Annotated in this window: 16 protein-coding genes; 8 read left to right on the top strand and 8 right to left on the bottom strand. The window is 42.5% G+C overall.

Annotation, left to right across the window (positions count from 1 at the left end; all coding sequences use genetic code 11):
- Positions 1–404: 404 nt before the first annotated feature.
- Both HUJ21_RS00355 and HUJ21_RS00350 read right to left on the bottom strand, forming a co-directional pair.
- Entirely contained in the window at positions 405–2801 is a 2397-nt protein-coding gene (locus HUJ21_RS00355; RefSeq protein ID WP_291366313.1) for a ribonucleoside-diphosphate reductase subunit alpha, read from the bottom strand.
- A gap of 32 nt (positions 2802–2833) precedes the next feature.
- A complete protein-coding gene (locus HUJ21_RS00350; protein WP_291366315.1) occupies positions 2834–3820 on the bottom strand; it encodes a ribonucleotide-diphosphate reductase subunit beta in 987 nt (328 codons plus the stop codon).
- Positions 3821–4393: 573 nt separating this feature from the next.
- Here HUJ21_RS00350 and rplU point away from each other — a divergent pair.
- The 3 genes from rplU to HUJ21_RS00335 all read left to right on the top strand — a co-directional run bounded on the left by rplU (position 4394) and on the right by HUJ21_RS00335 (position 5452).
- Positions 4394–4705, top strand: coding sequence for a 50S ribosomal protein L21 (gene rplU / locus HUJ21_RS00345; protein WP_163377741.1), 312 nt, complete (start codon positions 4394–4396; stop codon positions 4703–4705).
- A gap of 34 nt (positions 4706–4739) precedes the next feature.
- Entirely contained in the window at positions 4740–5000 is a 261-nt protein-coding gene (gene rpmA / locus HUJ21_RS00340) for a 50S ribosomal protein L27 (RefSeq protein WP_166146315.1), read from the top strand.
- A 143-nt stretch (positions 5001–5143) separates the two neighbouring features.
- Positions 5144–5452, top strand: coding sequence for an HPF/RaiA family ribosome-associated protein (locus tag HUJ21_RS00335; RefSeq protein ID WP_291366308.1), 309 nt, complete (start codon positions 5144–5146; stop codon positions 5450–5452).
- Between the two features lie 25 nt (positions 5453–5477).
- Here the strand turns inward: HUJ21_RS00335 and HUJ21_RS00330 are convergent, their stop codons facing one another.
- The 5 genes from HUJ21_RS00330 to lipB all read right to left on the bottom strand — a co-directional run bounded on the left by HUJ21_RS00330 (position 5478) and on the right by lipB (position 10938).
- Entirely contained in the window at positions 5478–6107 is a 630-nt protein-coding gene (locus tag HUJ21_RS00330; RefSeq protein WP_291366306.1) for a rhomboid family intramembrane serine protease, read from the bottom strand.
- Positions 6108–6113: 6 nt separating this feature from the next.
- Positions 6114–7100, bottom strand: coding sequence for a polyprenyl synthetase family protein (locus HUJ21_RS00325; RefSeq protein WP_291366304.1), 987 nt, complete (start codon positions 7098–7100; stop codon positions 6114–6116).
- Positions 7090–9267 (bottom strand): ribonuclease R, encoded by a 2178-nt coding sequence (rnr, locus tag HUJ21_RS00320; RefSeq protein WP_291366302.1) that lies wholly within the window; start codon positions 9265–9267, stop codon positions 7090–7092. Before rnr ends, HUJ21_RS00325 begins: the two co-directional genes overlap by 11 nt.
- A 58-nt stretch (positions 9268–9325) precedes the next feature.
- Positions 9326–10063 carry a 3'-5' exonuclease gene (locus HUJ21_RS00315; RefSeq protein ID WP_291366300.1) on the bottom strand — a complete coding sequence of 246 codons (738 nt, stop codon included), beginning with the start codon at positions 10061–10063 and terminating at the stop codon, positions 9326–9328.
- A gap of 128 nt (positions 10064–10191) precedes the next feature.
- Positions 10192–10938: a lipoyl(octanoyl) transferase LipB gene (gene lipB, locus HUJ21_RS00310; protein ID WP_291366298.1), complete on the bottom strand. Its 747-nt coding sequence runs from the start codon at positions 10936–10938 to the stop codon at positions 10192–10194.
- A gap of 41 nt (positions 10939–10979) precedes the next feature.
- Here lipB and HUJ21_RS00305 point away from each other — a divergent pair, with 41 nt between their 5' ends.
- Positions 10980–11336 (top strand): YraN family protein, encoded by a 357-nt coding sequence (locus HUJ21_RS00305; protein WP_291366296.1) that lies wholly within the window; start codon positions 10980–10982, stop codon positions 11334–11336.
- On the opposite strand, the gene HUJ21_RS00300 is transcribed toward HUJ21_RS00305, so the two are convergent.
- Positions 11337–12188: a hypothetical protein gene (locus HUJ21_RS00300; RefSeq protein ID WP_291366294.1), complete on the bottom strand. Its 852-nt coding sequence runs from the start codon at positions 12186–12188 to the stop codon at positions 11337–11339.
- A gap of 237 nt (positions 12189–12425) precedes the next feature.
- On the opposite strand from HUJ21_RS00300, the gene HUJ21_RS00295 reads away from it, so the two are divergent.
- The 4 genes from HUJ21_RS00295 (at position 12426) to HUJ21_RS00280 (ending at position 19947) form a co-directional block, all read left to right on the top strand.
- Entirely contained in the window at positions 12426–13628 is a 1203-nt protein-coding gene (locus tag HUJ21_RS00295) for a pyridoxal phosphate-dependent aminotransferase (RefSeq protein WP_291366293.1), read from the top strand.
- A gap of 262 nt (positions 13629–13890) precedes the next feature.
- Entirely contained in the window at positions 13891–14601 is a 711-nt protein-coding gene (locus HUJ21_RS00290) for a glycosyltransferase (RefSeq protein ID WP_291366291.1), read from the top strand.
- Positions 14602–15259: 658 nt separating this feature from the next.
- Positions 15260–16276 (top strand): DUF4421 domain-containing protein, encoded by a 1017-nt coding sequence (locus tag HUJ21_RS00285; protein WP_291366289.1) that lies wholly within the window; start codon positions 15260–15262, stop codon positions 16274–16276.
- A gap of 239 nt (positions 16277–16515) precedes the next feature.
- Positions 16516–19947 (top strand): SusC/RagA family TonB-linked outer membrane protein, encoded by a 3432-nt coding sequence (locus tag HUJ21_RS00280; RefSeq protein WP_291366287.1) that lies wholly within the window; start codon positions 16516–16518, stop codon positions 19945–19947.
- The last annotated feature ends 30 nt before the right edge of the window (positions 19948–19977 follow it).

Below are 19977 nucleotides of genomic sequence, written 5' to 3'. Positions count from 1 at the left end.
AAGCAAATATCAGAGGAAAAACAAAAACATCACATATCGCCACAAAATAAGCTCGGCAAAGGGGGAAGGGAAAAGTATGCCCAATACCTGATAATTGACCGAGAAATAGAACCTAGAAAATGAAAAAAACCATTTTCAGAAACGAAAATAGTAATTAGAAAACATTAACTTAATAGCATTGACCCCCTTAAAAAGGGGGATTTGCTGAAATGCTTGTTTGAAGTTGAATTGGAGCCATTTCGACGGGCTGATAAAACTCTCCGGTAAAAAAGGTTAATCAAATAAGCGGCACCTAAAATCAAATTCAGGCCAATAAATGAATCGAATTCTGGTTACAAACCAAAAAAAAGCGGCTGTTCTCAGTGAACAGCCGCTTTTACGATTTTACTAAAAAGCACCAATGTTTAACTACCGCACATTTCGCAATCATCAGGATTGTCAAGCGAACAGGCTATGGCATCCTGTTGTTGTTTTTTCGGATCCGGCTCAGCAACAGTTGCGGCTGGTTTTTTATCCAATTGGGATTTATCCACGGTAAACTGAATGGCACTGCTGGCAGCTTTCGAACGCAGGTAATAAATACCTGTTTTCAATCCTTTTTTCCAGGCATAAAAATGCATGGAAGTCAATTTCCCAAAATTGGGCTCTTGCAAGAACAGGTTCATGCTTTGAGACTGACAAATATAAGCTCCACGATCAGCAGCCATATCAATGATCACTTTTTGTGAGATTTCCCATACAGTTTTGTAGAGATCCTTCAGGTTTTGAGGAATTTCCGGTATTTGCTGTACCGAGCCATTTGCTGCTATCAACCTGTTTTTCATGTTGTCATTCCATAACCCCATGCGGATGAGGTCTTTCATCAAATGCTTGTTGACCACTACAAATTCTCCGGAAAGCGTCCTTCGGGTATAGATGTTTGACGTATAAGGTTCAAAGCATTCATTGTTGCCCAATATCTGAGAAGTAGAGGCAGTAGGCATGGGAGCCAGCAAAAGTGAATTGCGGATACCATATTTGTTCACTTTTTGTTTCAGCTCCTGCCAGTTCCACCGCCCTGATTTCGGGCTTACACCCCACATATCGAACTGGAATAGCCCCTGAGAAACCGGAGAACCTTCATAGGTTTCATAGGTGCCATTCAGTTTGGCCAGTTCCATGGATGTTTCCATGGCTGCATAATACATGGTTTCGAAAATGTCTTCATTCAATCCTTTGGCCTCATCCGAATCAAAAGGCATGCGCAGCAGGATAAAGGCATCTGCCAACCCCTGAATGCCCAAACCTACGGGCCTGTGTCTGAAGTTTGATTTTCTGGCTTCCGGTACCGGGTAGTAGTTGACATCAATTACCTTATTCAGGTTTCGGGTCACTACTTTGGTTATTTCATATAGCTTCTGATGGTCAAAATATTTTTTGCCGTCTTTTGCCGTTACCACGAATTTGGGCAGGGCAATAGAGGCCAGATTGCACACTGCTACTTCATCGGGGGAGGTGTACTCCATGATTTCGGTACACAGATTGGAGGATTTGATGGTGCCCAGGTTTTTTTGATTGGATTTGCCATTGGCCGCATCCTTGTATAAAATGTATGGGGTACCGGTTTCTATCTGCGACTCCAGGATTTCAAACCACAATTCCTGAGCTTTCAGGGTTTCTCTGGCCCTGCCTTCTTTCTCGTATTTCTCGTAAAGCTTTTCAAATTCCTCTCCATGGCAATCTGCAAGGCCGGGAGCTTCATGGGGACAAAACAAGGACCATTCTTCATTGGCCTCGACACGTTTCATAAATAGATCTGAAACCCAAACCGCATAGAAAAGATCCCTCGCTCTAAGTTCATCTTTTCCATGGTTCTTTTTCAAATCCAGAAAGTCTTTGATATCGGCATGCCAGGGTTCCAGGTAAATGGCAAAACTGCCTTTCCTTTTTCCGCCTCCCTGGTCCACATACCTTGCTGTCATGTCAAAATTCCGCAACATGGGTACGATTCCATTGGAGACACCATTGGTACCACGGATGTATGAGCCCTTGGCCCTCACATTGTGTATGGAGAGGCCTATTCCTCCTGCAGATTGAGATATTTTGGCACACTGCTTAAGTGTGTCGTAGATGCCATCTATGCTATCATCCTTCATGGTCAAAAGGAAGCAGGATGACAATTGTGGTTTTGGTGTCCCTGCATTAAAAAGGGTGGGAGTGGCATGGGTAAACCATTTCTGCGATAGCAGGTGGTAGGTTTCGATGGCCGCATCTATGTCCTCTTTGTGTATACCTATGGATACCCGCATCAGCATGTGCTGTGGACGTTCCACTACTTTGCCATCCAGTTTGATCAGGTAACTTCTTTCCAGAGTTTTGAATCCGAAAAAGTCATAATCAAAGTCCCTGCTGTAGTCGATTACCTCGTCCAGTTTGGCCGCATGTTTTTTGACTATACCGTATACATCAGGTGCAATCAGCGCTGCATTTTCATCTGTTTTCGGATTGATGTAAGTATACAGCCTTTTCATGGTATTGGAAAAGGACTGGCTGGTTGTTTTGTGCAGGTTTGAAATGGCAATTCTTGCCGCCAAAATGGCGTACTCCGGATGCTTTACTGTCAAGGAAGCACAAACCTCCGCCGCCAGGTTATCCAGTTCAGCAGTGGTCACGCCATCGTATAAGCCATCAATTACTTTTTTCGCTACTTCTATGGGTTGGATGTACCGGGCATCCAGCCCATAACAAAGGTTTTCGATTCTTGTGGTGATTTTGTCAAATCTGACAGATTCTCTTCTGCCATCTCTTTTGATTACTAACATACTTATTAGTTATTAAGGTGTTTAAAAAATGCTTAAAAGTCCTCTTCTACCGAAAATTTCCCTGAACCGTTGGAAGCGTCTTTATTTTTCATTACGCCCGCTTTTTGATAATCCCCAACCCTTTTCTCAAAGAAATTGGTCTTTCCCTGAAGGGATATCATGTCCATGAAATCAAATGGATTGGTACTGTTCCAAACCTTGGCACACCCCAATTCCTGCAGCAATCTGTCCGCTACAAACTCAATATATTGACACATCAATGTGGCGTTCATTCCGATCAGCCTTACCGGTAACGCATCTGTGACAAATTCTTTTTCTATTTCTACGGCATCTTTGATGATCCCCGTAACGGTTTCTTCAGGTAACTTGTTGATTACATGATCGGTATACAAGTGACAGGCAAAATCGCAATGCAGCCCTTCATCCCGTGAGATCAATTCGTTGGAAAAAGTCAATCCAGGCATCAGCCCCCTTTTTTTCAACCAGAAAATAGAACAAAATGATCCCGAAAAGAAAATACCCTCTACTGCCGCAAAGGCAACTAGTCTTTCATGAAAATCTCCGTTGTCAATCCACCTCAATGCCCATTCCGCTTTTTTCTTGACACAGTCCAGGTGTTCTATGGCATTGAGCAAACGCTCCCTTTCTGCGGCGTTTTTGATATAGGTATCTATCAGCAGGCTGTAGGTTTCGCTATGGATATTTTCCATGGCAATCTGGAATCCATAGAAAAATTTGGCCTCAGTATACTGCACTTCTGAAACAAAATGTTCCGCTAGGTTTTCATTGACTATGCCATCACTGGCAGCAAAGAAAGCCAACACGTGAGAAATAAAATGCCTTTCTCCATCACTTAAGTTTTTCCAGTCATTTAGATCCTGTCCCAGATCAATCTCTTCTGCTGTCCAAAAACTGGCTTCGGCCTTCTTGTAGTATTCCCAAATGTCGTCGTGCTGAATAGGAAATAAAACAAATCGGCTGTTGTCTCCCTGCTCTAAAATAGGTTCTGGCTTCATTATTTTTATTGGTTTAATCTTTTGAAATATTTCTTTTTATGAAAGGCTTTTAAACCTTCATAGATGGCCATACTAGCTTGAGTTTGGTTTTGAAAACAAAACCTTAACAAATATGGCCAAGAAAATTGGAAAAGAAAAGCCGAAAATGATGTTAAAATCTAAAAAGTTGACCTATGGTCAATAGGTTATAAATAATTAATAAATAGTATTTTAATATAAATAATATAAACTAATACTTTAACTAATATTCGCTCTAATTGGGGACAGAACTTTTTTCAAAATATTTCAAAATGTTCAAAACAGGTGAATTTTAAGCTTAAAATTGACCAATGGTCAACAAACAAAAAAATGTTTTACCCAATATGTTGGAGATCAATCGATTGAGCGCTTCCTGGTAATTTGGATGAATAAAAAATGAATATGGCTGCCTAAAAGATGTATTTGGTGGTATCAATAAGATGATCAGTGGCATGTGACCGCTGGCAGGTCAATTAATAATTCACTTTTATTTTAAGTATTTCTGTATTTTTCTTATATTTGCACCTCATTTTGATAATTGTAATATATCAAACCATTATGTACGCAATAGTTAACATTTCCGGTAAGCAGTTCAAAGTAACAAAAGATCAACACATTTTTGCACCAAAAATGCAAGGTGAAGTTGACGCTTCCGTAGAATTCGATCAGGTGCTGTTGGCAGATGACAACGGTACAGTATCGGTAGGCGCTCCTTTACTCGATGGGGCAAAGGTATCAGGAAAAATTCTTGATCATGTAAAAGGCGACAAGGTGATTGTCTTCAAGAAAAAAAGAAGAAAAGGTTACAAGAAGAAGAACGGTCACAGACAGCAGTTTACCAAAGTTTTGATTGAAGATATAGTATTGTAAGTTTCCGCAAGGAAACACTAAAATAAATTAAGTTATGGCACATAAAAAAGGTGTAGGTAGTTCCAGAAACGGTAGAGAGTCTGAAAGCAAAAGACTTGGTGTAAAGAAATTCGGTGGTGAATCAGTGATTGCCGGAAACATAATAGTAAGACAAAGAGGTACGAAGCATCATCCTGGAGATAATGTAGGACTGGGTAAAGACCATACCATCTTTGCTTTGGTACCCGGAAAGGTAGCTTTCAGGAAAAAGCACGATGGTAGATCTTACGTAAGCGTTTTACCTGCCGAAGCATAATATTTTTCCATAGGGAAATGAAAAGGCCTTTATTCACTAAAGGCCTTTTTGTGTTGTGCCTGTGGATAGACTTTATTCAATAGTATTCTAACTGTCCTTAAAAAGATATCTCCCCGATGATTGGGAGGAATTTTGTTTGATTTATGAATTATACAGAAAATTATAAAGGGATAAAGGTGGATGTACAGTCCGTACACCTGGATCTCAATGAGGGTATACAAGAGGAGATCAGATCTTCTATTGACAAATTATCAAAGTTTACCCCAAATATCAATGCCGTTGATGTTTACTTCAAAAATGAAGGATCAGGAGGTACAGCGCTCAGCGTGGTAGGAATGCGTGTTGGCATCCCCGGGCCGGATGTTTTTGCAGAGGAGAAAGGGGAACATTGGGTTCCTTTATTAAAGGATGTAGTGGATAAACTGGTCAGGCAACTTAAAAAAGCCAAGTAAATTGCATTTCAAAAAGCTTCAGTTTTTAAAAAAGGCTGAAGCTTTTTATTTCCTCCCAAAAATAGATTGCATTCTGAGGGGAAATGAGTAGTATGATGGCAATCCCAAAAACAGCACCAAATAAATGGGCATCATGGTTGACGTTATCATCCCCAATTTTTCCTTTATAGTAGGCATATCCCAAAAATAGTAATCCCAATATAAAGCCAGGAAGACAAAATATGCCGAAAATACAGATATCGGAAAGCGGCATGAGGACAATACTGGCAAAAACGGTCGCTGAAGTTCCTCCGGAGGCCCCCAGGGCATGATAAGAAGGATTGTCCTTTTCCTTTAGATAAGTAGGAATATCCGCAATGACAATTGCAAGCAGGTAAAAGGCAACAAAGGCCAGGGCTCCCATACCTGGCCCAAACATGTACATCAGGTACTGCTCCACTACACTCCCGAAGAAGTAAAACGTAAACATATTGAACAGCAGGTGGGTCCCGTCTTTATGGGTAAATCCGGATAGCAGAAATCTTCCATATTCCCCATTTCGGCTGATGACGTAGGGGGTAAACAGACTTCTTTCCATGAACTCCGGATTTTTCCAGGCATAATAAGACACCAGGGAAGTAATGATAATGGTGATAAGTGTTAGGCTTAGTTCCATAGTTTTTTAATTCTCCCTTGTAGCCAATTTGTGGGTGAGGCTCCAAAGGATTTTCAGGCCTTCCGGTCTTTGCACCTTTATAGTGGCCAGTTGGTTAAATCCCTTTTCAAAAAAATCCGCCATAAGGGTCATTGTTTTTTTCCTGATTTCCAGCCGGTCATATATCGATTTTACCCCAATTATTTTTTCCGCCGGGTCAAATTCTTTTGCTGTAAGCCAATGTTCCAGCTCCTTTTTATCTTCACCTTTTGCAAGTTCCATCGCTTTGATCAGGAGGTAGGTTTTCTTGTTGGCCAAAATATCACCACCCACCTGCTTGCCAAACTTTTCTTTATCTGCATAAACGTCCAGAAGGTCGTCTTTCAATTGGAAGCCAATCCCGATATTTACGCCAAAATCATACAAATGAATGGCATCTGATTCGCTGGCTCCCGCCAGAGTAGCCCCCAATTGAAGGGAAAATCCAAGGAGCACGGCGGTCTTTAGCCGGATCATGTTAAGGTAATCTTGCTCAGCTACCTGGTTCAGGCTTTCAAAATTCATGTCCAGTTGCTGACCTTCACATACTTCTGCCGCCGTTTTACTGAATAATTTCAGACAATTCCGGAGCTTATCCGCTTCCACATCCAGAAGCATTTCGTAGGCTTTGACCAACATGACATCCCCTGAAAGAATGGCCGTGTTGTCATCCCATTTTTCGTGCACCGTTGGCCTGCCCCTGCGGATTGGGGCATTGTCCATGATGTCATCATGCATCAGTGTGAAATTATGAAAAACTTCAACAGCGGAGGCAGGAGTAAGAATTTTTTGGTAACCTTCCTTAAATAGGCCATAGGATAAAAGTGCTAACAGTGGCCTGATTCTTTTTCCACCCAGCTGCATCAAATAACTGATGGGCTCGTAAAGTTCCGCTGGTTCACCTTCAAAATTAAGCTGGAGGATATGCTTTTCAAGGCTATCCCTGATTTCCTCCAATTCTTTTTCATTTATCATCGTTTGCAAATTCCAAATCTATGGTTCTTCGGTCAATATCAGTACGCGTAACCCTGACTTTGACCTTGTCTCCAAGGGTGATCATCTTTTTGTTTTTAGAGCCAATCAGCCGCATGTTTTTTTCATCAAAATCGTAGTAATCGTCTGTCATGTCCTGCAGCCGGACCATTCCTTCGCATTTGGTTTCGGTGATTTCTACAAAAACACCCCATTCCGTAACACCGGTAACTATTCCTTCATAGTCTTTCACTTCAGCCAGCTTCATGTATTCCACTTGCTTGTACTTGATGCTGGCTCTTTCGGCATCCGATGCCCTCTTTTCTCTTTCGGAGGAATGCAGGCATTTTTCTTCCCAGGCCTGATTTTCGGGAGGTTTTCCTCCATCCAGGTAGTGCTGCAGGAGGCGGTGGACCATCAGGTCCGGATACCTTCTGATTGGGGAAGTAAAATGGGTGTAATGTGGAAAGGCAAGTCCAAAATGCAACTTGGGTTCGGTAGTGTACTTGGCTTTGGCCATGCTCCTGATGGCCAGCTGCTCCAGTACATTCTGCTCAGGCTTACCGGCAATCTCATCCATCAGTTTGTTTAAGCTGTTGGAAACCTTTTTTTCATCACTTATCTGTAAATCATGCCCGAATTTTCTGGCAAAATTGGCAAAGGTAGTGAGTTTTTCCAGGTCCGGATAATCGTGGGTTCGGTAGACAAAGGTGCTTTTTCCTTTATTTTTATCATATATAAACTGCGCCACTGTCTTGTTGGCCAAAAGCATGAATTCTTCTATCAGCTTGTGCACATCCTTGCGCTCCTTGATGATAAGGCCTACAGGTGTTCCTTTTTCATCCAATCGGAATTTTACTTCAACGGTCTCAAAATTAATTGCTCCTTTTTTGAACCTTTCCTTTCTCAGCTTATGGGCCAGACCATTGAGTTTTATCAGTTCGGAGGCAAACTCCCCCTTGCCCTGGTCCATGTTTTCCTGGGCTTCTTCATAGGAAAACCTGCGGTCAGAATGAATGGCGGTTCTGCCTATCCAGAAATTTTTGACCTGCGCCTGCTCATCCATTTCAAAAACACATGAAAAAGTCAGCTTGTCTTCCTTTGGCCGGAGTGAACACAATCCGTTGCTCAATCTTTCGGGCAGCATGGGTATGGTACGGTCTACCAAATAAACGGAGGTGGCCCTGTCATAGGCCTCTTTCTCCATAATGGTTTTGGGTTTCACATAGTGACTTACGTCGGCAATGTGTACGCCGATCTCCATATTTCCATTGTCCAGGTAGCGGAAAGAAATGGCATCATCGAAGTCTTTGGCATCTGCAGGATCAATGGTAAAGGTGCTGATATCTCTGAAATCCTTCCTGTTTTTCAATTCTGAGGAGGGAATACTTTCTGAAATGGTCTCTGCTTCGGCAATGGCATCTTCCGGATATTCAAATGGCAGGCCAAATTCGGCCATGATGGAGTGTATTTCCACTTCATGATCCCCTGCTTCTCCCAATACCCGTATGATTGAACCAATAGGGCTTTTGTCCCCTTCCTTCCAGCCGGTAAGCTTGACCACGACTTTCTGATTGTGTTGTGCTCCGGCCAGATCTGATTTTTTCACGAAAATATCGTGGTGCATTTTTTTAAAATCAGGAACGACAAAAGCAAACCTGGGGGAGATTTCCACCCGGCCTACAAATTCGTCTCTGCTGCGTTCTATGATCTCAAGTACTTTGCCCTCTCGTTTTCCACCTCTGCCTTTTTGCGGCAATACCATTACCCGTACCTTGTCCCCATCCAATGCCGTTTTAAGATGGGCCTCCTTAACCATGATATCGTCTTCCTTCTTTTCCTTGTCTTCGGGGATGATAAAGGCAAAACGGGCATTTACGTAATCCACTTCCCCTACGATGAAATCGGGATCGGCAGCAGATGAGTACAGGTTTCTTGGGTTTTTTGAGATGTTCCCTTCTGCCATGAGCTCCTGAAGGGCATCAGACAATAAGCTTTTTGTAGCAGCATCTCTGAGAGATAGCTTTTTGATAAGTTGTTTTTCAGCAAACTCTTCTCCGAAATTGCTGTCAAAAAATTGCGTCAACTGGTATTTTAACCTTGACAAATCTGAGGTTTTACCCCCTTTATTTTTGAATCCTGATTTTTTTCTTCCTGAATTTCTTCCCATAAAAATTTATTAATACATTAAAGGTAATCATATTTATTTGAAATTAATTCAGCCGCTTCTAAGCACCTGCTTCATCCAGGTTGATGATTTCAAATTCCAAATCTCCCGGAAGCCCCTGATAGGCAAGGTAAATCCTGGCGGTTACTTCCACATCCCGCAGACAATATTTCCGGATATTGTCCAGATCATTTTCTTTGTAATATACCGTATTCACCATGCTCCCGTCGATGCCCTCTTTAGAACTGGGAATATCAAATACCGAAGCCAGTAAATCCAGTTTTGTATAATGTTTGTAGTCTCCGAATTTCCAGAGCTCCAGGGTGTCCAGATGTCTGATTTCCCAGGGTCTCTTGCCTGCCAATTGTAAAACATCTGGCAGGGGTATCCTGTTTATCAGCATCCTCCGGCAAAGGTAGGGTATGTCAAATTCCTTGCCATTGTGGGCGCAAATGATCCATTGTTTTTTACAAAGTAATTCACGAAATTCCAATAGTGTGCCGTGTTCTGATTCTCCATAGAATGACTTTGTGCGGTATTGAAGCAGGTCATCTTCCTTGAGATAGGTGAAATATCCCACGCCTATACAAATGATTTTGCCAAATTCAGCATATATTCCGGCCTTCTCAAAGTACAATTCAGAAGGGCTGCCCTCTTCTCCTTGCTGCAGGACTTGCTGGGATTTTTTGTGCCATTCTTCCTGCATTCTGGGGGATAGTTCTTCCAGTGTTTCTGCCCCGGAGATAGTCTCCAGATCCAAAAAAAGAATATCGTTCAGTTGTTCAAAAAAATTGGCCATAGACAAGGGTTCTATATATTGGCAAATTCAATTTGCTACATCATTAAGGATGGCTGGACTGTTAAGCCCTTACAAAGATAAACTTTTTATCAAAAAATTAATCCTGAACGCCTTGAAAGGCTGACAATTCAATGACTTTTTTCGGGGGAAAAAAGGTTTTCAACGAAATCCATACCAAAAAGCCTTGCCAGGTGCGTTTTGACTTTATTTTTTACTTCGGCCTCATCTACCGGATGTCCCAATTCCAGGTGCATGGAGGTGACGGCTTTGTCACTGATGCCGCAGGGGACGATATGATTAAAATAGCCAATGTCTGTATTCAGGTTAAAAGCAAAACCATGCATGGTCACCCAGCGACTTGATTTAACCCCCAATGCACATATTTTTCTTGGATTATCCTGCCTGATGTGGTCTATCCAAACGCCGGTAAGCCCCTCAATTCTCCCAGCTTCAATGCCGTATTCCTCCAGGGTGGCAATGACTGCCTCTTCCAGAAACCTGAGGTATTTGTGTATGTCTGTAAAGAAGTTATCCAGGTCCAACACAGGATACCCTACCAGTTGCCCGGGGCCATGATAGGTGATGTCTCCTCCCCGGTTTATGGGATAATAGCTTGCTCCAACCTTTTTTAAACCGGCCTCATCCAGTAAAAGATTTTCCGGTTTGCCGCTTTTCCCCAGGGTGTATACATGCGGATGCTCTACAAAAAGCAGGTAGTTTTGTGTGATTTGTTGAGAAGAAGCTTCCAGGTTTCGGTTGTTGATTTTAATGGCGATGGTATCGGCAAAAAGCTGCTCCTGCATGTCCCAGGTTTCCCGGTAATCTTTCTTTCCTAAATCTTTAAAGTATACTTTTTTATTGATAAATTGATTCACTTTAACTTTTTTGTTTTTTCAAATATAGTCAAATAAAGAGAATGGCTGAACACAATGACCTGGGAAGAGAAGCGGAACAGCTTGCAAAAAGTTGGCTCGAAACCAAGGGGTATACCTTTGTGGAAGCGAATTACAGGTACAAACACGCTGAAATAGACCTGATCATGACCCATAAAGGGATCATGGTTTTTGTAGAGGTCAAGTTTCGAAGTGGAACAGGATACGGCTATGCGGAGGAATTTGTTGATTACAGAAAAAGGCAATTGATCATCCGGGCGGCGGACCATTATATTTTTGCTAAGGACTGGCACCATGACATCCGTTTTGATATTGTAGGGGTTTACAAGGACAGGCATGGCCACATTGCCTTCAGGCACTTTGAAGATGCCTTTTATTGATCAATTGTTGCGGTAAATCAAATTCCCTTCCCTATCCCATTCTGCCCGGATATAGGGTTTGTATCCATTGGTGAATGCTTCCGACTGGTATTGTATTTCTCGTTTTTTAACAGTTTTATCCTTTTCAGTAGACCAATATTCCGTCCACAAACCTACCTTCTCGCCAAAGCTGTATTCACCGGTGACCGCCACCTGCCCATCAGGATAGAAATGGTAAAAATTCCCTTCTTCCAAATCGTATTCTATCGGCGTGAGTTTTTCAATTTTTCTTTCTCCCCTGTTGTAATAGGTAATTCTGGAATCCTTGGGCCATCCTTCATCATAATGCCGCTTGTCCTGCAAAATATTTTTCCCGTCGAAGGTCATCCATCGACCATGTTTGGTGCCGTAATAGTACATGCCTGTCTCCACCACCTGTTCACCTATTCGCCTTTCATAAGGCCCGTGCAGCAGGTATCCTTTGGAAGGACTGAAACCTGAGTTTTTAATGGCTTTGTTTTTGGAATCATACCAGTAAATATCCCGGATATATGGGTCAGGCTCCCTTTTGCTGAAGGTAAAATGAAATACCTGGTAGGTGACCTGATCCCTGAAACTGCTTTTTATCAGTGTTTTTTTCGTTTTTTCACCGAAGTAGACGTTCTTCTTTCGTTTTTTCTTTTTGGATTTTTTTTCTTCCTTTAAGTCATCTTCCGCATCGGAAAAAAGCAATACGGGCGTGGAAGATGGTAAGAGGCGATTGCTGACAACACCCGATGAATCAGGATCACTGGCATTTGCCTCTTTTTGACCATGAACCCGCATCGTGACAGTTGACAGAAGAAACACCAGCAAATAGGCTAACTTATTCATAACAATTTAAAAACGTTTTTACCCAAATTTTATTATGAAAGATTCCTTTCTGAAGCAAATGTAAATTTACTGTAATCAATTACACAAGTGTTCAAAATTGTCCAAAGATTTAGGAAAGATTGGCATTATGGTTAATTTTGCAAACTAAAAAAAGCAAGGAGAAGTCTCCTTCCTTTTTTTGAATTTTGATACAAATAAATTTATACATTTCTGATTGTCAAACAAAAAAGACCATACATGAATTCCATCCTATCTGATCGCATCAACAATATGGAAGAGTCAGCAACGCTGGCCATGGCAAAAACTGCCAGAGAATTGAAAAGCCAGGGAATCGACATCATTGGCCTGAGTCTGGGAGAACCGGATTTCAAAACCCCAAAACATATTCAGGAGGCTGCAAAGGAAGCTATAGATGAAGGAAAGTATTTTTCTTATCCACCCGTAGCCGGGTACCAGGACCTCAGGGAAGCCATTGCCAAAAAATTAAGGGAGCAAAATCAAATAACCCAGGCCAAAGCCGAAAACATAGTGGTTTCCACGGGCGCTAAACACTCCATTGCCAATGTTTTTATGTGCCTGATCAATGAAGGGGATGAAGTGGTGATTTTTTCACCCTACTGGGTGTCCTATTCCGAGATTATCAAATTGGCAGGAGGAGTGCCGGTGCTGATTGAAGGCAATCTGGAAAATAATTTTAAAGCTACCGCTGCACAACTGAAAGCGGCCATTACAGATAAAACCAAGGCGGTCATTTATTCCTCTCCCTGTAATCCCTCCGGATCAGTTTTTAGCAAGCAGGAATTAGAAGCCATTGCTGAAGTGGTCAAATCAAAAGAGGACCTGATTGTTATTGCGGACGAAATTTATGAGCTGATTAACTTTACAGGACAACATGCAAGCATAGCTTCCTTTCCGGGTATGTTTGAGCGTACCATAACGGTCAATGGTTTCTCCAAAGGTTATGCCATGACAGGTTGGCGGGTAGGTTACATCTGTGCGCCTCTGCCTATTGCCAAGGCCTGTGAAAAAATTCAGGGGCAATTTACCTCCGGCGGTACAGGTATTGCCCAAAGAGCGGCTTTGGCCGGACTTACCGGAGATCAGAAACCCTCTGAAGAGATGGCAGCAGCCTACCTGAAAAGAAGAGACCTGGTTTTGCAATTGCTTAGGGAGATACCGGGTATCAAAACCCATGTCCCTGAAGGAGCATTCTATTTCTTCCCTGATGTTTCTGCGTTTTTTGGAAAATCTGCCGGAGATTTTAAAATTCAAACTGCCGATGATTTTTGCCTGTACCTCTTGAACGAAGCCCATGTTTCGTTGGTAACAGGGGCGGCCTTTGGAGCACCTGATTCCGTAAGGCTTTCTTATGCTGCCTCTGAGGATGAACTAAAGGAAGCCCTGAAAAGGGTGAAAACCGCATTGGAAAAAGTTAAATAAAATTAGCATCAGGCCCTGGACCATCCCAGGGCCATTTTTTAAGATGAAATCGAGCATGACGAAAAGGTCACACAATCGGATAATTATGACACATGCGAGGTTCCCTGTCCGACGACAAAGCCGGCATATGCTTGCATAAAAACAATTATAATCCTATGAAATCGACACGATAAAAAAAATCATTAAACACACAGGGCAATGATTATTTTAATCGTCAAAGATTCCATGTGGCCTATTAAAAGCAAATTATAAACCCATGAAAATGCAGGCAATTGTAGTTACCCCCGTGAAAGATGCCTTGTCCGCTACCCTGGAAACCATCGAGGCCATTCAAAATGCCAAAGGCAACTTTTATTATTGGGTTTTCAATGATTATTCTACTGCTGAAACCAGAATGGCACTGGAAGAGGCGCAAAAAAAAATGGGTTTTCAGTTGGTTCACCTGGAAGAGCTCACCAAAAATCCCTCTCCCAATTACAAAACAGTACTGCAATTGTCGCAAAAAAATGCATTGGAGGCAGGATTGCCTCTGATCATTGTGGAATCTGATGTAAAAGTTCAGAAAGATACTTTGGATGGGCTGGTCACTTTTGCGCAATCCAATCCCAGAACGGGGCTGGTGGGAGCCATTACCCATGATGGGGAGGGAAAGGTTAATTTCCCCTACCTGAAATTTAATAAGTATAAAAACCAGGCTGCAGTGAAGACAGACCGGAGTTTGAGCTTTTGTTGTACCCTCATCAGCAGGGCCTTTCTGGAAAAATATGATTTCAGTAACCTGGACAAAAGCAAAGACTGGTACGATACGCATATCAGTAATAAATCCCTGGAAATGGGATTTGAAAACCATGTACTCATGGACCTGCCGGTTTGGCACAGGCCCCACGGCAGCAGACCATGGAAACAATTGAAATACAAAAATCCCATTTTGTACTATTTTAAAAAATGGTTTTCAGGGAAGGATAAAATCTGAAAATCCGCTTTTTGTTTTTGTTTTGGTATAAAGTCGATAAGTCCGCAAGGGAATTTTTTGCTTTTTTCCGGCTTTTGAAAGGATAATTTTTACTAAAGTTCCTGCTGAATTACAAATATTTATATATAAATATTTCAATAAAAAATTAATTTAAATCTGCTTTTGAATAATGGATCAGTCTGGTCTGATTTGTAGGAAAATAGCCCGGCATAAATTTCGGATAGATAAATATATTTACAAATTCGACTTTGAAAAAGTGAAATTATTAAAAAAAATACATAAAAAATTTAATTTATTAATGGTTTTTATTTGGATTCCCTCTAAATACCGATTGGGCTTCCGGGAGAAAAAGCTAATTTTTCTTTTCCCGAAAAAGCAGAATCACTTTCTGCAAGGAGTCTGGAAATGAAGCCCATTGTGATTATTTCTTTATAATATCGAAAAATACAAAGAATTATTTTTTGTATTATTGCGACAAAAATGATTACCTTTGTTACGGGTGATTAAGCAACTTTTTGTACTTATCTTTTTCTTATCTTTAAAAAGGAGGTTATTTCGAAATGATTTTTACTAACCTCCCTTTTCCTTTGGAACCTCTCCTTATTGCAAGCCCGTTAAGACAATACAGTTCTATGTAAACCATCTTTAACGCACAGGCATGAAAATTCTTTTGGCAGTAATTTCTTTGGCTTTCTTTTCTTCTCTACATGTTTCTGCTCAATCCGATCCCGATAGCATTGCCTACTACCTGTCCTATCCCGAAAAACTTACCGGCAGGTTTTATTTTTCAAGAAAATACACAGGGATGGGCCTGGAAAAGGGGGAGAAGAAGTTATGGTACATGCCCAATTCCACGCTCAATATGGGTGCTGGTCTGACTTATCAGAACCTGACCTTGAATCTGGCTACCGGATTTGGTTTTATAAATCCGGATAGGGGGAGGGGAGATTCAAAATACCTGGATCTGCAGGCCCATGCCTACCCTAAAAATCTGGTGATTGATTTTTTTGGGCAGTTTTACAACGGTTATTTTTTAAAACGGTCCCAGAATCAATTTGGCACTGAAGATCCTTTAGTATTTCCCGACATGAAAATGAGGAAAGTGGGTGCGTCGGTGCAATATCTGTTCAATGGCGATAAATTTTCTTACCGGGCTGCTTTTCTTCAAAATGAATGGCAGCAAAAATCAGCCGGTTCATTTTTGCTTGGATTTGAAGTATATGGTGGCCAGGCCCGAAACCAAAATGGCATCCTTCCTCCGGATGAACGGTCGGAGCTTTTCGATCAAATCAAATTTTTTGAATTTGGACCTAATTTGGGCTATGCCTATTCCCTAATCATAAAGAAGCATTTCTTCATTACCCTTTCAGCTACATCCAGTTTGTCATTGGGGCGTACCACCATGCAATTTGAACCTGATGGGCAAAGATGCAGTTGGGGTATCCGGCCCAATTATTTTTTAAGGGGATTTACGGGATACAATTCCGAAAAGTGGTCTGTTAATATCAATTATGTCTACAACCAGGTCAATCTTTCCCCGATAGCCGGATATAAGGTAAATGCAGGTACCGGCAATTACCGGTTCAACTTTATTTATCGTTTTAGTCCTGGTCCCAAGCTTTCCCGCAGGCTGGAATGGATCGATGCCCTAAAGGCCAGTCTGCTTGGGAGGTAGTTTTCGTTGAGAATTTATCTTTTGGACAGTTTAATGGATGTGTTTTTTAAACTTAAAATACCAAAGAAGCTCACTGTTATTTTTTTTTAACAGTACGGACATATTTTCATAATGCTTGTTCCTATAATAATTTTTGAGTTTTTGTTCAACTTGCAATAAAAAAGTAGGTGTATAATGGTATGTTTTTGATACTTACAGTATTACAAGTAATTTAGGTTTAAAACTATAAAGGCAAACTTATGAAGCAATATTTTACAACTATTGGATTAAGGCAGGTGTTTGTTTTGCTTTTGCTCATTGTCATTACCGGGAACATGAAAGCCCCGGCACAAAGTAGACAGGTTACCGGAAAGGTTACCTCCTCTGAAGATGGTCTGGGTATCCCTGGGGTAAATGTTTTGATTCAGGGAAGCCAGACCGGTACAGCCACCGATATCAATGGAGAATATACCATTCAGGTACCCGGAGACAATACCGTTTTGGTATTCTCCTATATAGGCTTCCGGGCGGTATCGGAAGAGGTGGGCAACAGATCTGTAATTGACCTGGAAATGAGCCCCGATGCTTCTGATTTGGGCGAGGTGGTGGTCACTGCCCTGGGAATTAAACGAGAAGAAATTTCTTTGGGGTATTCCATAGAAAGGGTAGGAGGTGAGGAAATGACCCGGGTGGCACAGGAAAGTTTTCTAAACGCCATGTCGGGAAAGGTGGCAGGAGCCACAATCAGTAATACCGGTGGTACAGGCTCCTCCGTAAGCATGGTAATCAGGGGTGCTACTTCCCTGAGTTCGGACAACCAACCGCTGTTTGTAGTGGATGGAGTACCCATTGCCAATACCCTTAACAATGTATCCTCGGTTGGATCAGAAAACAGGGTAGATTACGGAAATGCCATATCGGGCTTGAATCCTGATGATATCGCCAATGTTACCATCCTGAAAGGGCCCAGTGCAGCCGCATTATATGGATCCAGGGCTGGTAATGGCGTGGTTTTGATCACCACCAAAAGTGGTCAGGCGGACCGGCTTACCGTGAATGTCACTTCGAATACCGTATTCGATGTACCTTTCAAATACCTGAAATGGCACAGCAAGTTTGGCTCGGGTCAATTTTCAGCCATACCGCCGGACATCAGCGGTACCCCACTATCCAACCCCTTTGGCCAATTGGTCCAGGAAAATGTAAATGCTGCCTTTGGAGCTGAACTGGATAAGGGATATGAAGCAGTACAGTGGAACAGTCCTGTGGATGAAAATGGAAACAGGATTCCAATTCCCCTGGTTTCCTATCCCAATAATGTCCGGAATTTTATGCAGACGGGGATTACCACATCCAATGGTTTTTCCATTTCCAACAGCAACAATTCCATGAATTACAGGATCTCCTACTCCAACATGCAGAACAGGGGAATCATCCCCAATTCAGATCTTTTCAGAAACACCCTCAATATCAACTCGACCATGAAAGTCAGTGATCAATTTTCGGTCAGCACGAATATTGATGTGAGCAGGAACAATTCGGACAACCGGCCGGCTGGAGAACGGGGAACAAACCCCTTGCAATGGGCCTATGAAACCTCTCCACATGTCAATATTCTTGACTTGAAAGATTATTGGCTGCCTGGACAGGAAGGGTTGGAGCAGAAAACGGTAGATGCAGACCAACCTACCCGTGTGACCAATAATCCTTATTTTCTCGCCAATGAAGTAAATAATAGCTTTACCAGGGACAGGGTTTTTGGAAATATCAAGGCAGATTGGCAAATTTCCCCATCTGTAAGTTTCTTTGCCCGGTATGCCCTGGACCTGTATAATGAGACCAGAGAAAGTAAGATTGCAAGAAGCTACAGTGAGGAACCGCAGGGTGCCTACGGAATAACGGAATTGCATGGCATGGAGACCAATGCTGATTTCCTGCTGACATACAGCAAAGATGTTAACGATTTTGGGATAACTCTCTCCGGTGGTGGAAACATGCGGTACCAGAATGGAAGCAGCCTATTTGCAGGATCCACTCCTGGCGGCGGCTTGATCACCCCGGGCGTTTTCACCATCCAGAATATATCACCCGACAACATTCAGTACAACAATTCCCGCTTCGAAAGAGGAATCAACAGTCTTTATAGCCTGGTAAATCTGGGTTACGATGACATGGTTTACCTGGACCTGACGGGAAGGGCGGATTGGTCCAGTACCCTGCCAGACGCCGAACCTTATTTTTATCCCTCTGCTTCTTTGAGTCTTTTGCTCAATAACATGATTGTTATGCCCAGTCAATTCAGCATGGTAAAGTTGAGGGGCGGATATGCTTCCGTGGGAAACGATGCCAATCCCTACCAGCTGATCGCAGCACTTTCCAATGCAGGCAATTGGGGCAATTTACCCAGGCTTTCCCTGCCTGGTACCTTGCTTAACCCTTCCCTGAAACCAGAGATTGCGACCTCCTATGAGGCAGGGTTGGACCTGAATTTGTTGGATAACCGGGTACGTTTTAGCGGGACGTATTATATAATGGAAAACAGAAACCAGATTTTCAGCACCGGACTTCCCCCTTCAACCGGCTACACTTCCAAAAATATCAATGCGGGGCTATTGCAAAGCAAAGGGATCGAGCTTACGCTTGGAGCTGACCTGGTAAAAAGCCAAAACTGGAACCTTACCAGCAGCTTCAACCTGACCAGAAACAGGACCAGGATTCTGGAGTTGGCAGATGACCTGCCCTACTATACGCTCTGGACAGATGCCAGGGGAGGTGCCTGGACCTATGTGGGAGAAGAAATTGGTGATATTTACGATGCACAGGTGGTCACGGTGGAAGATCCGGAGTCTCCTTATTTTGGATTTCCCATATTGAATCAAACCGGAAAATGGCAGGATGTGGATGCAGTAAACAGCAGAAATAAAATTGGTAATTTCAATCCCAAATTTATCATGGGCATGCAAACCTCCTTGTCCTACCGGAATTTTCACCTGAACCTGACCTTCGACTGGAGAAATGGAGGAGACTTTGTTTCCCAAACTTACCGCTTTGGGGAGGAACATGGCAGATCGCAGATCTTTCTGGACAAATTGATCAACCCGGGGGAAATGGAAGGTCAGGAACTTCGGGATTTCCTGCTGGCCAATAAAGAATCCATGATTCTGATCAATGGAAATAACTTTCCATTGGTAGGAGGCCCAACACCGGAATACAATGGTTACCCCTTTACTTTCGGCCCTTTTACCCTACCCCATGGCGGGGTGTTTATTCCGGGAGTATATGCCACGGCTTTTGATGCTGATGGCAATCCCACGGAGTTTGCAGAAAATCTGGGAGAAAATATCGGGCAACCCGGAGGGACCATTACCCTGCCTTATGCCGGAAGTACCGCCTGGAGTTTTGCCAGGGCCTTCTTGTACGATGCTTCTTTTGTGAAACTCCGGGAGGTATCATTCGGATATGATGTACCCATCAGGCTGGCCAATAGGCTGAAGATGCAAAACCTCAATTTCTCTGTTTACAGCAGAAATATCATTTTATGGACAGCCGCCAAGATCAATGTAGACCCGGAAATGGCTTTTCAACCTCAGGGAGGCGTGCAGGCGGGAAGCCAATTCAAACAGGGGATAGAAAGGTGGAATGTGATGCCCTGGGTGATGCCCATTGGTTTCAAGGTGAATGCCACTTTTTAGGAGATCTTGTATTACTTAAAACAGACTTGA

Source organism: Cyclobacterium sp., assembly GCF_014762705.1.
GTDB lineage: Bacteria > Bacteroidota > Bacteroidia > Cytophagales > Cyclobacteriaceae > Cyclobacterium.
Note: the sequence above shows the minus strand (reverse complement) of the source record. Positions and strands in the feature narration are given on the sequence as shown.

Excerpts from the sequence above, each read along its gene's own strand:
- HUJ21_RS00355 (WP_291366313.1), bottom strand. The coding sequence starts at position 2,801 with ATGTTAGTAATCAAAAGAGATGGCAGAAGAGAATCTGTCAGATTTGAC.
- rplU (WP_163377741.1), top strand. The coding sequence starts at position 4,394 with ATGTACGCAATAGTTAACATTTCCGGTAAGCAGTTCAAAGTAACAAAA.
- rpmA (WP_166146315.1), top strand. The coding sequence starts at position 4,740 with ATGGCACATAAAAAAGGTGTAGGTAGTTCCAGAAACGGTAGAGAGTCT.
- HUJ21_RS00335 (WP_291366308.1), top strand. The coding sequence starts at position 5,144 with ATGAATTATACAGAAAATTATAAAGGGATAAAGGTGGATGTACAGTCC.
- HUJ21_RS00330 (WP_291366306.1), bottom strand. The coding sequence starts at position 6,107 with ATGGAACTAAGCCTAACACTTATCACCATTATCATTACTTCCCTGGTG.
- HUJ21_RS00325 (WP_291366304.1), bottom strand. The coding sequence starts at position 7,100 with ATGATAAATGAAAAAGAATTGGAGGAAATCAGGGATAGCCTTGAAAAG.
- rnr (WP_291366302.1), bottom strand. The coding sequence starts at position 9,267 with ATGGGAAGAAATTCAGGAAGAAAAAAATCAGGATTCAAAAATAAAGGG.
- HUJ21_RS00315 (WP_291366300.1), bottom strand. The coding sequence starts at position 10,063 with ATGGCCAATTTTTTTGAACAACTGAACGATATTCTTTTTTTGGATCTG.
- HUJ21_RS00305 (WP_291366296.1), top strand. The coding sequence starts at position 10,980 with ATGGCTGAACACAATGACCTGGGAAGAGAAGCGGAACAGCTTGCAAAA.
- HUJ21_RS00300 (WP_291366294.1), bottom strand. The coding sequence starts at position 12,188 with ATGAATAAGTTAGCCTATTTGCTGGTGTTTCTTCTGTCAACTGTCACG.
- HUJ21_RS00295 (WP_291366293.1), top strand. The coding sequence starts at position 12,426 with ATGAATTCCATCCTATCTGATCGCATCAACAATATGGAAGAGTCAGCA.
- HUJ21_RS00290 (WP_291366291.1), top strand. The coding sequence starts at position 13,891 with ATGCAGGCAATTGTAGTTACCCCCGTGAAAGATGCCTTGTCCGCTACC.
- HUJ21_RS00285 (WP_291366289.1), top strand. The coding sequence starts at position 15,260 with ATGAAAATTCTTTTGGCAGTAATTTCTTTGGCTTTCTTTTCTTCTCTA.
- HUJ21_RS00280 (WP_291366287.1), top strand. The coding sequence starts at position 16,516 with ATGAAGCAATATTTTACAACTATTGGATTAAGGCAGGTGTTTGTTTTG.